This window comes from Halomonas aestuarii (assembly GCF_001886615.1).
Lineage (GTDB): Bacteria > Pseudomonadota > Gammaproteobacteria > Pseudomonadales > Halomonadaceae > Halomonas > Halomonas aestuarii.
In genome coordinates, this window is record NZ_CP018139.1 from 1,196,586 (window position 1) to 1,209,498 (window position 12,913).

Annotated in this window: 14 protein-coding genes; 10 read left to right on the forward strand and 4 right to left on the reverse strand. The window is 70.6% G+C overall.

Annotated elements, in window-relative coordinates; translation table 11 throughout:
- Positions 1 to 43: 43 nt before the first annotated feature.
- The 8 genes from pilW (at position 44) to BOX17_RS05460 (ending at position 8,332) form a co-directional block, all read left to right on the forward strand.
- The gene (gene pilW, locus BOX17_RS05425) at positions 44 to 790 is read left to right on the forward strand and encodes a type IV pilus biogenesis/stability protein PilW (RefSeq protein WP_071942494.1); all 747 of its coding nucleotides are present in this window, start codon (positions 44 to 46) and stop codon (positions 788 to 790) included.
- 33 nt (positions 791 to 823) lie between these two features.
- Entirely contained in the window at positions 824 to 1,822 is a 999-nt protein-coding gene (locus BOX17_RS05430; RefSeq protein WP_071942496.1) for a RodZ domain-containing protein, read from the forward strand.
- 10 nt (positions 1,823 to 1,832) lie between these two features.
- Positions 1,833 to 2,948, forward strand: coding sequence for a flavodoxin-dependent (E)-4-hydroxy-3-methylbut-2-enyl-diphosphate synthase (gene ispG / locus BOX17_RS05435; protein ID WP_071942498.1), 1,116 nt, complete (start codon positions 1,833 to 1,835; stop codon positions 2,946 to 2,948).
- A gap of 74 nt (positions 2,949 to 3,022) precedes the next feature.
- Complete coding sequence (gene hisS / locus BOX17_RS05440) at positions 3,023 to 4,288, forward strand: histidine--tRNA ligase (RefSeq protein WP_244272299.1); 1,266 nt, start codon at positions 3,023 to 3,025, stop codon at positions 4,286 to 4,288.
- A 28-nt stretch (positions 4,289 to 4,316) separates the two neighbouring features.
- Positions 4,317 to 4,973 carry a YfgM family protein gene (locus tag BOX17_RS05445; RefSeq protein ID WP_071942502.1) on the forward strand — a complete coding sequence of 219 codons (657 nt, stop codon included), beginning with the start codon at positions 4,317 to 4,319 and terminating at the stop codon, positions 4,971 to 4,973.
- Positions 4,970 to 6,118, forward strand: a complete 1,149-nt coding sequence (bamB, locus tag BOX17_RS05450) for an outer membrane protein assembly factor BamB (RefSeq protein ID WP_071942504.1) — start codon at positions 4,970 to 4,972, stop codon at positions 6,116 to 6,118. The genes BOX17_RS05445 and bamB overlap by 4 nt, the downstream gene beginning before the upstream one ends.
- Positions 6,115 to 7,518 (forward strand): ribosome biogenesis GTPase Der, encoded by a 1,404-nt coding sequence (gene der / locus BOX17_RS05455; protein ID WP_071942506.1) that lies wholly within the window; start codon positions 6,115 to 6,117, stop codon positions 7,516 to 7,518. The genes bamB and der overlap by 4 nt, the downstream gene beginning before the upstream one ends.
- Before the next feature lie 190 nt (positions 7,519 to 7,708).
- On the forward strand, positions 7,709 to 8,332 hold the full coding sequence (locus BOX17_RS05460) for a hypothetical protein (protein ID WP_071942508.1): 624 nt from the start codon (positions 7,709 to 7,711) through the stop codon (positions 8,330 to 8,332).
- Here the strand turns inward: BOX17_RS05460 and BOX17_RS05465 are convergent, their stop codons facing one another.
- The gene (locus BOX17_RS05465; RefSeq protein WP_071942510.1) at positions 8,333 to 9,208 is read right to left on the reverse strand and encodes an ATP-binding protein; all 876 of its coding nucleotides are present in this window, start codon (positions 9,206 to 9,208) and stop codon (positions 8,333 to 8,335) included.
- Between the two features lie 119 nt (positions 9,209 to 9,327).
- Between BOX17_RS05465 and BOX17_RS05470 the strand changes: the two genes are divergently transcribed.
- Both BOX17_RS05470 and BOX17_RS05475 read left to right on the forward strand, forming a co-directional pair.
- Complete coding sequence (locus BOX17_RS05470; RefSeq protein ID WP_071942513.1) at positions 9,328 to 10,128, forward strand: M48 family metalloprotease; 801 nt, start codon at positions 9,328 to 9,330, stop codon at positions 10,126 to 10,128.
- A gap of 18 nt (positions 10,129 to 10,146) precedes the next feature.
- Positions 10,147 to 10,407, forward strand: a complete 261-nt coding sequence (locus tag BOX17_RS05475) for a hypothetical protein (RefSeq protein ID WP_071942515.1) — start codon at positions 10,147 to 10,149, stop codon at positions 10,405 to 10,407.
- A 146-nt stretch (positions 10,408 to 10,553) separates the two neighbouring features.
- Here the strand turns inward: BOX17_RS05475 and aroE are convergent, their stop codons facing one another.
- The 3 genes from aroE to tsaC are packed head-to-tail and all read right to left on the reverse strand — an operon-like array spanning position 10,554 to position 12,885.
- Positions 10,554 to 11,366, reverse strand: coding sequence for a shikimate dehydrogenase (gene aroE, locus BOX17_RS05480; RefSeq protein WP_071942517.1), 813 nt, complete (start codon positions 11,364 to 11,366; stop codon positions 10,554 to 10,556).
- Entirely contained in the window at positions 11,363 to 12,295 is a 933-nt protein-coding gene (gene hemF / locus BOX17_RS05485) for an oxygen-dependent coproporphyrinogen oxidase (RefSeq protein ID WP_071942519.1), read from the reverse strand. The genes aroE and hemF overlap by 4 nt, the downstream gene beginning before the upstream one ends.
- A 32-nt stretch (positions 12,296 to 12,327) precedes the next feature.
- A complete protein-coding gene (tsaC, locus tag BOX17_RS05490; RefSeq protein WP_071942521.1) occupies positions 12,328 to 12,885 on the reverse strand; it encodes an L-threonylcarbamoyladenylate synthase type 1 TsaC in 558 nt (185 codons plus the stop codon).
- Positions 12,886 to 12,913: the final 28 nt, after the last annotated feature.

A 12,913-nucleotide genomic window follows, 5' to 3' on the forward strand; every position in this document is an offset into this window, starting at 1 on the left:
CCACCTGCGGCCATCGGTTACGTGCCTACCTGGAGAGGATGCCATGACCCCTTGCCCGCGCATGACCGGCCTCAGGCAGATACCCGCCGCCATCATGCTGCTGGGAACGTTGTGGCTGTCCGGTTGCGCCACCCAGACCAACCTGCCCGCGGACAGTGGCGGTGATCCCGCCGAGGCCTATACCCGCCTCGGCGTGGCCTACCTGGAACGTGACAATCTGCCACGTGCCATGAACGCCCTGGACCGCGCCCTGGAGATCGACCCCGGCGATGCCGAGGCCCTGCAAGCCATGGCCATGGTCCACCAGCGCCAGGGGGAGTCCGCCCTGGCCAGCGAGATGTTCCAGCGCGCCATCCAGGCCGACCCATCGTTTACCCGGGCACGCAACAACTATGCGGCCTTCCTGTATGATCGTGGCCGCATCGCCGAGGCCTGCGAGCAGCTTCAGCAGGCCTCGCAAGACACCCAGTACGACAATCGGGGGCAGCTGTTCGCCAACCTCGGCCAGTGCCGGCTCGAGATGGGCGACGTGACCGCCGCTCGCGAGAGCCTCGCCCGCGCCCAGGCCATCGACCCGCGCAGCGCGCGCAGCTACTTCCTGCTGGCCGAGCTCGAGGCGGCCCAGGGCAACCTCGATCGCGCCGAGCAGCAGCTGGAGCGCTACATGCGACTGGCCGGCCCCCGCGCCGAGGCCCTGCGCCTGGCCCGCGACATTGCCCGCCAGCGCGGCGACGCGGCCACCGCCGAGTTCTATGCCGACCAGCTGGAGACCACTCGTGCCGGGCCCTGATGACCACCGTTTTCTGACGAAGGATGCTCAGACATGAGCGACATTCACACCGATGATCCCGCCGAGACCGTGCCACGCCAGGCCTCGCCCGGCGAACTGCTGCGCCGCGAGCGCGAGTCCCAGGGACTCGACCGCGAGGAGGTCGCCGACGCCCTGAACCTCAGGCCGGCGGTGATCCAGGGGCTGGAGAACGACAGCTACGAGGAAGTGCCCGTCCCCGCCTATCGCCGCGGCTACCTGCGCAGCTACTCCCAGCTGCTGGGCATCGACGACCGTGCGGTCCTGGACGCCTACAAGGCGCGCTTCGGCAACGAGGAAACCGAGCACCGGGTCACTCCGGTCCAGATCACCCGGCCGCCCTCACGGCTCGGTGCCTGGCTGTTCCGCCTGGTCACCCTGCTGGTGATTGCCGGCATGATCGGCCTGACGCTGATGTGGTGGCAGAGCCGCGGCGGCAGCCAGCCGCCGAGCCCCGGCGACAGCGGGCCGGTCGCGGTGGACAGCCTCGATGGCACCACCACCATCACCGAGGGCCCCGAGGCCGACAGCGACAGCCTGCCGCCGCTGCCCGAGGAGGAGAGTGACCTCGGCCTGGTGGACGAGTCCGCCCCCACCGCCGAGCCGGCCGAGACCGCGCCGGCCGAGACCGCGCCGGTCGAGGGCGACGCCGGACAGGGGCCCGCCGAGGACGGCGGCGCCGCCGGCGAGACCACCGCTGACGCCGCGGCGACCGCTGACGCCGAGAGCGCCGATGCCGCCGCGGCCACCGACGAGGCGCCGCCCACCGCTTCCCGGGTGCTGGAGCTGACCTTCAACGAGCAGTCCTGGACCGAGATCTTCGATGCCGACAACCAGCGGATCTTCGTCGGCCTCCAGGAACCGGGGACCACGGCACGCGTCGAAGGCACTCCCCCGTTCCGGCTGACCGTGGGCAATGCCACCGGGGTCGAGATGACCTGGGGCGGCGAGCCCGTCGACCTCGGGGCCCGCGCCGGCGCCAACAACGTCGCCCGCTTCACTCTGGGAGAATGAGTCCGTCACCATGCACGCACAATCCCCCATCGTTCGTCGCAGGTCACGCCAGATCCACGTCGGCAAGGTGCCGGTAGGGGGCGACGCCCCCATCTCCGTGCAGAGCATGACCAACACCGACACCCTGGACGTGGCGGCCACCGTGGCCCAGATCCGCCAGCTGGAGGCCGCGGGGGCCGACATCGTGCGGGTCTCGGTGCCCGACATGGATGCCGCCGAGGCCTTCGGTCGCATCAGGCGCGAGGTCGAGGTGCCCCTGGTGGCCGATATCCACTTCGACTACAAGATCGCCCTGCGCGTCGCCGAGCTCGGCGTCGACTGCCTGCGCATCAACCCCGGCAACATCGGCCGCGAGGAGCGCGTGCGGGCCGTGGTCAGTGCCGCGCGGGACAACGGCATCCCGATCCGCATCGGCGTCAACGCCGGCTCGCTGGAGAAGGACCTGCAGAAGAAGTACGGCGAGCCGACGCCCGAGGCCCTGGTCGAGTCCGCCATGCGCCATATCGACCATCTCGATCGCCTCGACTTCCAGGAGTACAAGGTCAGCGTCAAGGCCTCCGACGTCTTCATGGCCGTGGCCGCCTACCGCCAGCTCGCCACGCGCATCGAGCAGCCGCTCCACCTCGGCATCACCGAGGCCGGCGGCCTGCGCTCGGGCACCGTCAAGTCCTCCATCGGCCTCGGCATGCTGCTGATGGACGGCATCGGCGACACCATTCGCGTGTCGCTGGCCGCCGACCCGGTCGAGGAGATCAAGGTCGGCTTCGACATGCTCAAGAGCCTCAAGCTGCGTTCCAAGGGCATCAACTTCATCGCCTGCCCCAGCTGCTCGCGCCAGAACTTCGACGTCATCGGCACCATGAACGCCCTCGAGGAGCGCCTCGAGGACGTCATGACCCCGCTGGACGTCTCGGTGATCGGCTGCGTGGTCAATGGCCCCGGCGAGGCCAAGGAAACCGACGTCGGCCTCACCGGCGGCAGCCCCGCCAACCTCGTCTATCTGGACGGCAAGCCGGCCAGCAAGCTGCGCAACGACCACCTGGTCGACGACCTCGAGCGGCTGATCCGCGAGAAGGTCCGCGAGAAGCAGCAGGCCGAGCAGGACGTGATCGCGCGGGACGCCTGAGCCGGCGCCCCCACAAGGAGCAAGCATTGAGCAAGCCCGAAGCAAGCAAGAAGAAGATCCAGGCCATTCGTGGCATGAACGACCTGCTGCCCGAGCAGTCCCCGCTGTGGCAGTACTTCGAGGGCCAGGTGCGGTCCCTGATGGGCCGCTACGGCTATGACGAGATCCGCACCCCCATCGTCGAGCAGACCGCGCTCTTCAAGCGCTCCATCGGCGAGGTCACCGACATCGTCGAGAAGGAGATGTACACCTTCGAGGACCGCAACGGCGACAGCCTGACGCTGCGTCCCGAGGGGACGGCGAGCTGCGTGCGGGCCGCCATGGAGCATGGCCTGCTGCACAACCAGACCCAGCGGCTGTGGTACCAGGGGCCGATGTTCCGTCACGAGCGTCCCCAGAAGGGCCGCTATCGCCAGTTCCACCAGATCGGCGTGGAGACCTTCGGCCTCGAGGGCCCGGACATCGATGCCGAGACCATCCTGCTCTCGGCGCGCCTGTGGAAGCAGCTCGGCCTGGCCGAGCACGTCACCCTGGAGCTCAACTCCCTGGGCTCCTCCGAGGCCCGTGCCGCCTACCGCGACACCCTGGTGGCCTACTTCGAGCAGCACCACGCGCTGCTCGACGAGGACTCCCGCCGGCGCCTGACCAGCAACCCGATGCGCATCCTCGACTCCAAGAATCCCGAGATGGCCGAGATGCTCGACGGGGCCCCGAAGCTGATGGACCACCTGGACGACGCGTCCCGGGAGCACTTCGAACGGCTCTGCGCTCTGCTCGACACCGCCGGCATCGACTACGTGATCAACCCCCGGCTGGTCCGCGGCCTGGACTACTATGGCCGCACCGTCTTCGAGTGGACCACCACCGCGCTCGGCAGCCAGGGCACGGTCTGCGCCGGCGGCCGCTACGACGGCCTGGTCGAGCAGCTCGGTGGCAAGCCGACCCCGGCGGTGGGCTTCGCCATGGGCATCGAGCGGCTGATCCTGCTGCTCGAGACCCTCGAGCTCGTGCCCGCCGAGGCCCGCGGCGCGCTGGACGTCTACCTGCTACCGATGGATGATGCGGCCACCGGCCCCGCCCTGCTGCTCGGCGAGCGCCTGCGCGAGGCACTGCCCGAGCTGCGCGCCCAACTGCATTGCGGCGGCGGCAGCTTCAAGAGCCGCATGAAGAAGGCCGACCGGAGCGGCGCCCGCCTGGCCCTGCTGCTCGGCGAGGACGAGCTGGCCGAGGGCAGCGTGACCCTGAAGTTCCTGCGCGAGGAGCGCGAACAGCAGCGCCTGCCCCAGTCCGAGCTCGCCGACACCCTGACATCCCTGCTGAACGGCGAATCGCTCGCCTGACGGACACCCGCATCAAAGGAGACCGCCCGTGGCGGAGCTGAGAACCGAGGAAGAGCAGCTTGAGGCCATCAAGCGCTGGTGGAAGGAGAACGGCACCTCGCTGATCGCCGGCGTCGCCATCGCGGCGGCCGGCGTGTTCGGCTGGAACACCTGGCAGGACTACCAGGCCAGCAAGGCCGAGGCCGCCTCCATGCGCTACCAGCAGCTGGTCGACCTCACCGGCCGTGACGACCTGGACGACGACGCACGCCGCCGGGCCGGGGAGCTGGTGACGGAGATCACCGACGAGCACGGCCAGACCCTCTATGCCGACCTGGCGCGGCTGCTCGACGCCCGCCTGGCCGTCGGCGCGGGGGACCGGCCGCGCGCCCGCGCCTCCCTCGAGGCGGTGATCGAGAACAGCGAACGCGCCTATCTCGAGGGCCTGGCCCGCCTGCGCTTGGCCCGCCTGCAGCTCGCCGAGGGCAATGCCGAGACCGCCCTGGCCACCCTGGACGGGGTGCCCGAGGCCCTGGCCGCGCAGCGCGCCGAGGTGGCCGGCGATGCCCAGCATGCCCTGGGTCGCCCCGACCAGGCGCGAGAGGCCTGGGAAGAAGCCCTGACCCTGGCCGAGCAGCGCAACCAGCCGCTGTACGGCGTCCAGCTCAAGCTGGATGACCTCGGCACCGAGGAGGCCACCCTATGAGACCGACCCTGCTGATCGCCGCCACCGCGGCCCTGGCCCTGCTGGCCGGCTGTGCCGGCAAGACCGAGCCGCAGTACCCCCCGCGGGAGCTTAAGTCCTTCACGGCCACCACCGAGCTGGAGGGCCTGTGGCACGAGCGCGTCGGCAAGGGGCTGGGTGACGCCGGCTACCCCGTGTCGCCCGCCCAGGACGGTGACACCCTCTTCGCCGCCGACGGCCGCGGCCTGGTCGAGGCGCTCGATGCCGACAGTGGCGAGACCCGCTGGGAGATCGAGCTCGACACCCCGGTCTCCAGCGCCCTGACCGCCATGGCCGACAGCCTCTTCCTGGTGACGCGCAACGGCGAGGTCCTCTCCATCGACCAGGAGGATGGCGAGATCCAGTGGCGCGCGCGGGTCACCAGCGAGGTGCTGGCCGCGCCCCAGGCCAACCAGCAGCTGCTGGTGGTGCAGGCCGTCGACGGGCGCGTCACCGCGCTGGATCGCGTCAGCGGCGAGGAGCGCTGGGTCTTCAGCGGTCCCCGCCCCTCGCTGAGCCTGCGGGGCACCGGCACGCCCACGGTGATCGACCCGGTCACCTTCGCCGGCTTCGCCAACGGTCGCCTGGTCACCCTGGACAACCGCAGCGGCCAGCCGCTGTGGGAGCGGCGCATCGCCATGCCCCAGGGGCGCAGCGAGATCGACCGGCTGGTCGACCTGGCCGGCCAGCCGGTGCTCACCCAGGACGGCCGCCTGTTCGTCACCAGCTACAACGGACGCCTCGCCGCGCTGGAGGCCCCCACCGGCGAGGTGCTCTGGGCCCGGGAGCTCTCCAGCTACCTGACCCCGATCCTCGTGGGGGACTACCTCTTCGTGGTCGACGAGGCCAGCCACGTGATCGCCGTGGATGCCACGTCCGGCGACGAGATCTGGCGCAACGAGGAGCTCGAGGGTCGCTCGCTCACCGCCCCGGCCTACGCCACCGACCATCTGGTGGTGGGAGACGCCGAGGGCTACCTGCACCTGCTCGACGCCCGCGAGGGCGAGATCGTCGGCCGCACCCGCGTCGATGGCTCGGGCATCAGCGTACCCCCGCTCACCGATCGTCGCCGTATCTATGCCCTGGCCGATGACGGCACCCTGGAAGCCCTGGAGCTTCGCCCATGACCCCGGTGATTGCCCTGGTCGGCCGCCCCAACGTCGGCAAGTCGACCCTGTTCAACCGCCTGACCCGCTCGCGGGACGCCCTGGTGGCGGACTTCCCGGGGCTGACGCGTGATCGCAAGTACGGCAACGGCATGCTCGGCGACAAGGCCTACACGGTGATCGACACCGGCGGCATCAGCGGCGACGAGGAAGGCATCGACGCCGCCATGGCCGAGCAGTCGCTGGCCGCCATCGACGAGGCCGACATCGTGCTGTTCCTGGTCGACGCCCGCGCCGGCCTCAACGTGGCCGACGAGGCCATCGCCAACCACCTGCGGGTCAACCAGAAGAAGACCTGGCTGGTGGTCAACAAGGTCGACGGCCTGGAAGAGCACAGCGCCATGGCCGACTTCTGGCAGCTGGGGCTCGGCGACCCGCACGCCATCGCCGCCGCCCACGGCCGCAACGTCACCGCGCTGATCGAGGAGGTGCTCGCGCCCTTCCCGGCACGCGACGAGAGCATCCCCGCGGACACCGGCACCAAGGGCATCCGCATCGGCGTCATTGGCCGCCCCAACGTGGGCAAGTCGACCCTGGTCAACCGCCTGCTCGGCGAGGATCGGGTGGTGGTCTTCGACGAGGCCGGCACCACCCGCGATGCCATCGAGATCCCCTTCGAGCGCCGCGGCAAGCCCTACGTGCTGGTGGATACCGCCGGGGTGCGTCGCCGCAGGAGCGTGCGGGAGGCCTACGAGAAGTTCTCGATCATCAAGACGCTGGAGGCGATCAAGGAGTGCCATGTCGCCGTGATGGTGCTGGATGCCCGCTCCGGCCTGGTCGAGCAGGACCTGCACCTGCTCGACTACGTGCTGACCAGCGGCCGCGCCCTGGTGCTCGCGGTCAACAAGTGGGACGGCCTGGAGAGCGAGGCGAAGGACAAGATGCGGACCGAGATCAAGCGCCGCCTGGGCTTCGCCGACTACGCCGACCTGCACTTCATCTCGGCCCTGCACGGCACCGGCGTCGGCGACCTCTACCCCTCCATCGAGCGCGCCTTCGACTCGGCCAACAGCCACTGGTCGACCAACCGCCTGACCTCCATCCTCCGGGATGCGGTGGAGCAGCACCAGCCGCCCCTGGTCCATGGCCGGCGCATCAAGCTGCGCATGGCCCACCAGGGCGGGAGCAACCCGCCGATCGTCGTGGTCCACGGCAACCAGACCGGCTCGCTGCCCGAGGCCTACAAGCGCTACCTGATCAACACCTTCCGCAAGGTGCTGAAGGTGCGCGGCACGCCGATGCGCTTCGAGTTCCGCTCGGGCGAGAACCCCTACGACAGCATGGCGGGGGCCAGCGACCGGGAGAAGGCCAAGAAGCGTGAACTGGGCCGCACCCGGGAGGCGCGCAAGAGCCGCCGCTGAGCCAGCATCCCGCCCCTTCCCGGCCGTCCCCGCCCGGCCCGTCATCGACGACGGGCCGGGCGGTGTCGTCTGGGGCCGACAGGTCCGCTTCTGACCCGGGCATAGAGGGACCCCGATGCCTTGACGTGGACCGCCGCCGGGACTGAAATACGCGCCTCGCTGCACTGCAGCACCGCACCCGGAGGATTCCATGATGCGCTCCCGCCTGCTGACGCGCCGCTGGCGCCTGCTTGCTCCCCTCTGCCTCGCCGCCCTGCTCGGCGGCTGCCTGGCGATCCCCCAGACCGGCCTCTTCGCCTTCCGCCTGGCCGTCACCTCGCTGGGGGTGGAGGAGGTGCGCATCGGCCCCTATGCCGTGGATGCCCGCCTCGACACCAGCGACCTCATGTCCCTGGCGATGTCGAGCCTCGGTGCCGGCAGCCTGCCCCTGCAGGCTACCCTGGCCATGGGCCTCGGCCTGCCGGCCGGCATGCCGCCGGTGAAGATGTCGGGCTTTCGCTGGACCCTGGACATGCCCGGCGTGGAACCGGTGAGCGGCGACTATGCGCAGGAGGTCACCCTGAACGCGGGCGACGACGCCAGGCTGCGCCTCCCGGTGGCCGTCGACCTGCTGGGGGGCGGACACGAGCGCCTGGAACCCATGGTGGCGCTGGCGCGCCAGATGGCAAGCCGCGGCAGCCTGCCCGCCGGCAGCGAGTTCGCCATCACCCCCGGTGACCTCAGCGGCCTGGGCGTGACCCTGCCGGCCGGACTGCTCACCCCCACCATCCGCCTGGGCGTGGGGGAGGACGGCACGCTGGTGCCGCGCGGCTGATCAGGCCGGCGCACCCCCGTGCAGGCGGCGGTGCCCCACCCACTGGGAGGCGAACTGCCAGGCGCCACGCCCGCTGCGCCCCCCGCGCAGCGTGGCGAAACGGATCGCCTCGGCACGGGCCTCGCGGGTCCAGTCGGCGGCGGTGCCGAGCTGGGTCACCCAGTGGCAGCAGGCCTCCAGGTAGACATCCTGGTTGAAGGGGTGGAAGCCGAGCCACAGGCCGAAGCGGTCCGAGAGCGAGATCTTCTCCTCCACGGCATCCCCGTGATGGAGCTCGTCGCCCACCAGGCGGGAGCCCTCGTTATCGCTCATCGACTCCGGCAGCAGGTGGCGACGATTCGAGGTGGCGTAGAGCAGCACATTGGGCGGCGGTCCGGTCAGGGCCCCGTCGAGCACGCTCTTCAGCGCCTTGTAGGCATCATCGTGGCCCTCGAAGGAGAGGTCGTCGCAGTAGACCACGAAGCGGTGTCGCTGCCGGCGCAGCTGCTCCACCAGCATCGGCAGCCCCGAGAGGTCGTGACGGTCGACCTGGACCAGGCGCAGTCCCTCGGAGGCGAGCCCGTTGAGCAGGGCGCGGATCAGCGACGACTTGCCGCTGCCCCGCGATCCCCACAGCAGGGCATGGTTGGCCGGCAGCCCCTGCAGGAAGGCCCGGGTGTTGTCGACCAGCGCCAGCTTCTGGCGCTCGATGCCGAGCAGGTCCTCGAGGCCGAGGGCATCCCGCGGGGGCACCGGCAGAAGCCGCCCCCCGAGGGCATGGCGCTGCCAGAGGGCGGCGACGTCCCGCTCCCAGTCCACCTCCACCGGGGGCGGGGGCATCCAGTGCTCGACGCGATCCAGCAGATGCAGCAGACGACGCGATAGCTCGGCGTCCATGGCGGTTTCCTCCCTGTGTGCATGGTTCCCGGTTGACCTGACCGGCGTTCGGGGTATCTTGTGGCGAACCCCGACGCCCCGTCCAGAGTCAGATGGCCTGGACACCACAGGAGCCTTACATGCGCTGGATTCATTGCCTTGCCATCGGCGCCCTGAGCGTCAGCCTGGCCGCCTGCACCACCTCGCCCACCGGTCGCTCCCAGCTCACCCTGATGTCCGACGAGCAGCTCGACCAGATGGGCGCCCAGGCCTTCGCCGAGTACCAGCAGAAGCGCCCGACCGTGGGCGGCGCCCCCTATCGCCTGGTGCAGTGCGTGACCGACGCCATCGTCCGCACCCTGCCGCCACAGGCCCAGGACGGGGGCTGGCAGGTGCGGGTCTTCCAGGACGACTCGGCCAACGCCTTTGCCCTTCCCGGCGGCTATGTGGGGGTCAATACCGGCCTGCTGGCCATCACCGAGAACCAGGACCAGCTGGCGGCGGTGATCGGTCACGAGATCGGCCATGTGATGGCCCACCACGCCAACGAGCGCGCCTCGACCCAGAGCGCCACCAACATCGGCCTCTCGGTGCTGTCGTCGGCCGCCGGCCTCGAGGGCGCCGGTGGCCAGCAGGTCATGGCCGCGCTGGGCCTGGGGGCCCAGTACGGGATCCTGCTGCCCTTCTCCCGCAGCCACGAGAGCGAGGCGGACGTGATCGGCCTGCAGTTGATGGCCCAGGCCGGGTTCGATCCCCGCTCCAGCGTGGCGCTGTGGCAGAACATGGCCGCCTCTGGCGGCGGGCAGCCGCCGGAGTGGATGTCCACCCACCCCAGCCACGGCCAGCGTATCGCCGGCCTCAAGGCGGAGATACCCGAGGTCCTGCCCCGCTTTGAACAGGCCCGCCAGGCCGGCCGAACCCCGAACTGCGGGCGTCCATGACGCCGTGAAGGAAACCGCATGCTGAGAATCGGACTGCTGCTGCTGGTCCTGCCCATCCTCGTGCTGATGGGCGTCTATTTCCTGGAACTGGGCGATGTCCGGGAGTGCCTGCTGGTCCAGCATGGACACTGGGACTACCGGGGGGGCATCTGCCGCGACACCCCCCAACCCTTCGTGCCCTGGGTCGAGCGTAGCCCCTGGATGGTCAACGGGGGCATGCTGCTCTCGGTGGCCGGCATGGCGCTGTGCATGGTGGGACTTTACGTAAAGCGCCGCTGAGGGCTCTACGTGACACACCGCTGAGGGCTCTTCGTCAAGCGACGCTGACGGCCTCTTGTCGTCTCAACCCTTGAGGCTGATCCGGGGGCTGGCGCAGGACCTCCTCTTCTTCTACCTGCCCCCGGCGCGCTTCCTTCCAATCGCTCTCAAAGCGCCTGCCTGAGCATCTCCAGCACCGGAGCGGTGTCGGGGCGCTTGCCGCGCCACTGGAAGAAGGACTCGGCGGCCTGCTCCACCAGCATGCCCAGGCCGTCGAGGGGCCGCGCGCCCCGCTCGGCGGCCCAGCGCAGGAAGACCGTGGGCTCGGCGCCATACATCATGTCGTGGGCCGTCGCCCCGGCGGCGAAGAGCCCGTCGGGCAGCGGCGGCAGGTCCCCGGCCAGGCTTGCACTGGTGCCGTTGATCACCAGGTCGTAGGGCCCTTCCACGGCCTCGAACCCGCCGCCACGGATCGTGCCCAGGTCGCGGAAGTCCTCCGCCAGCGCCTCGGCCCTGGCCGCGGTCCGGTTGGCGATCCGCACGCTCGCCGGCTGCGCCGCCAGCAGCGGCTCCAGCACCCCGCGTACCGCCCCGCCGGCCCCCAGCACCAGGACACGCGCCCCGGCCAGGGCGACCCCCTTCCCCTGAAGGTCGCGCACCAGGCCGACCCCGTCGGTGGTGTCGCCATACGTCAGTCCGTTGCCGCCGAGGATCAGGGTGTTCACCGCCCCGGCGCGGCGGGCGCGCCCGCTCAGGGTGTCGCAGAGGCGGAAGGCCTCCTCCTTGAAGGGCACGGTGACGTTGGCCCCGCGGCCGCCCTCGGCCACGAAGGCGCGCCAGGCGCCGGCGAAGTCGTCCAACGGCGCCTCGATGGCGGTGTACTCGATGCGCTCCCCGGTCTGCTCGGCGAAGGCGGCATGGATGGCCGGGGACTTCGAGTGGCCGACTGGATGGCCGAAGACACAGTAGCGATCGGTCATGGGGTCTCCTCGCTCGGGGCCTCGCCCAGCCAGTCACGGGGACGCAGGTAGTCGTCGTAGAGCCGCGCCTCGGGGCTGCCCGGCTCCGGGTGCCAGTCGTACACCCAGCTTGCCAGGGGCGGCATCGACATCAGGATCGACTCGGTGCGACCGCCGCTCTGCAGGCCGAACAGGGTGCCGCGGTCCCAGACCAGGTTGAACTCCACGTAGCGGCCGCGGCGATAGAGCTGGAAGTCCCGCTCGCGCTCGCCCCAGGGGGTGTCGCGGCGGCGACGCACGATGGGCAGATAGGCGTCGAGGAAGCTGTCCCCCACCGCCCGCTGGAAGGCGAAGCTGGTCTCGAAGCCCTCCTCGTTGAGGTCGTCGAAGAAGAGGCCGCCGACCCCCCGGGTCTCGCCGCGATGCTTCAGGGTGAAGTAGTCGTCGCACCACGCCTTGTAGCGCGGATAGACCGCCTCGCCAAAGGGCGCGCAGGCATCCCGGGCCACCCGGTGCCAGTGCAGCACGTCCTCGTGGACGGGATAGTAGGGGGTCAGGTCGTAGCCGCCGCCGAACCACCACACCGGCGCCTCGCCGGGCTTCTCGGCGATGAAGAAGCGCACGTTGCCGTGGCTGGTCGGCACGTGGGGGTTCTCCGGGTGCAGCACCCAGGAGACGCCCACCGCGTGGAAGCTGCGCCCGACAAGCTCGGGGCGCGCCGCAGTGGCGGAGGGAGGCAGGCGCTCGCCGAACACGTGGGAGAAGTTCACGCCCCCCTTCTCGAAGAGGCGGCCGCGCTCGATCACCCGGGAGCGACCGCCGCCGCCCTCCTCGCGCTCCCAGGCATCCTCGCGGAAGTCGCCGCCGTCCTCTGCGGCCAGGGCCTCGCAGAGCCGGTCCTGGAGGTCGAGCAGGTACGTCTTGACGTCATCGAGATGGGCGTGGGCCAACGGTGCCTCCTGGGCAGAATGGGAAGGGGGGATCAGGAACGCAGGACCCGGCCGGTGGCCAGATCACGGATGGTGCTGGGGCGCAGGAGCCCGCCCAACTCGCCCTCGAGGACGGCATCGAGCTCCTCGCCGAAGACGCGCCGGACTTCGTCGGCGCTCATCGCTGGCGGCTCCCCGGCCCGGTTGGCGGAGGTGGACACCAACGGCCCGCCGAACGCCTCGCACAGGGCCACCACCAGGGGATGGTCGCTGACGCGCAGCGCCACCCGGTCATGGTCGCCGCGCACCAGGGCGTGGGCACGACCATTGTCGGGCACCAGGAAGGTCGTGGGGCCCGGCCAGCTCGCCGCCAGCGTCGCCCGCTGCGCCTCCGACACGCCCTCGAGCCAGGGGGCGGCCTGCTCGATGCTAGCGGCCACCAGGATCACGCCCTTGGCCGGGTCGCGCGCCTTGAGGCGCAGCAGGCGGGCGAGTGCCGCCTCGTCGTCGGGATCACACCCGAGCCCCCAGACGGCCTCGGTGGGATAGGCGATCACGCCTCCGGCCCGAAGGGCGGCAACGGCTTCCTCCAGTGCGCTGGACTCGATCATGGGTTTCCTCGTGGTGACTCGAGAGGCC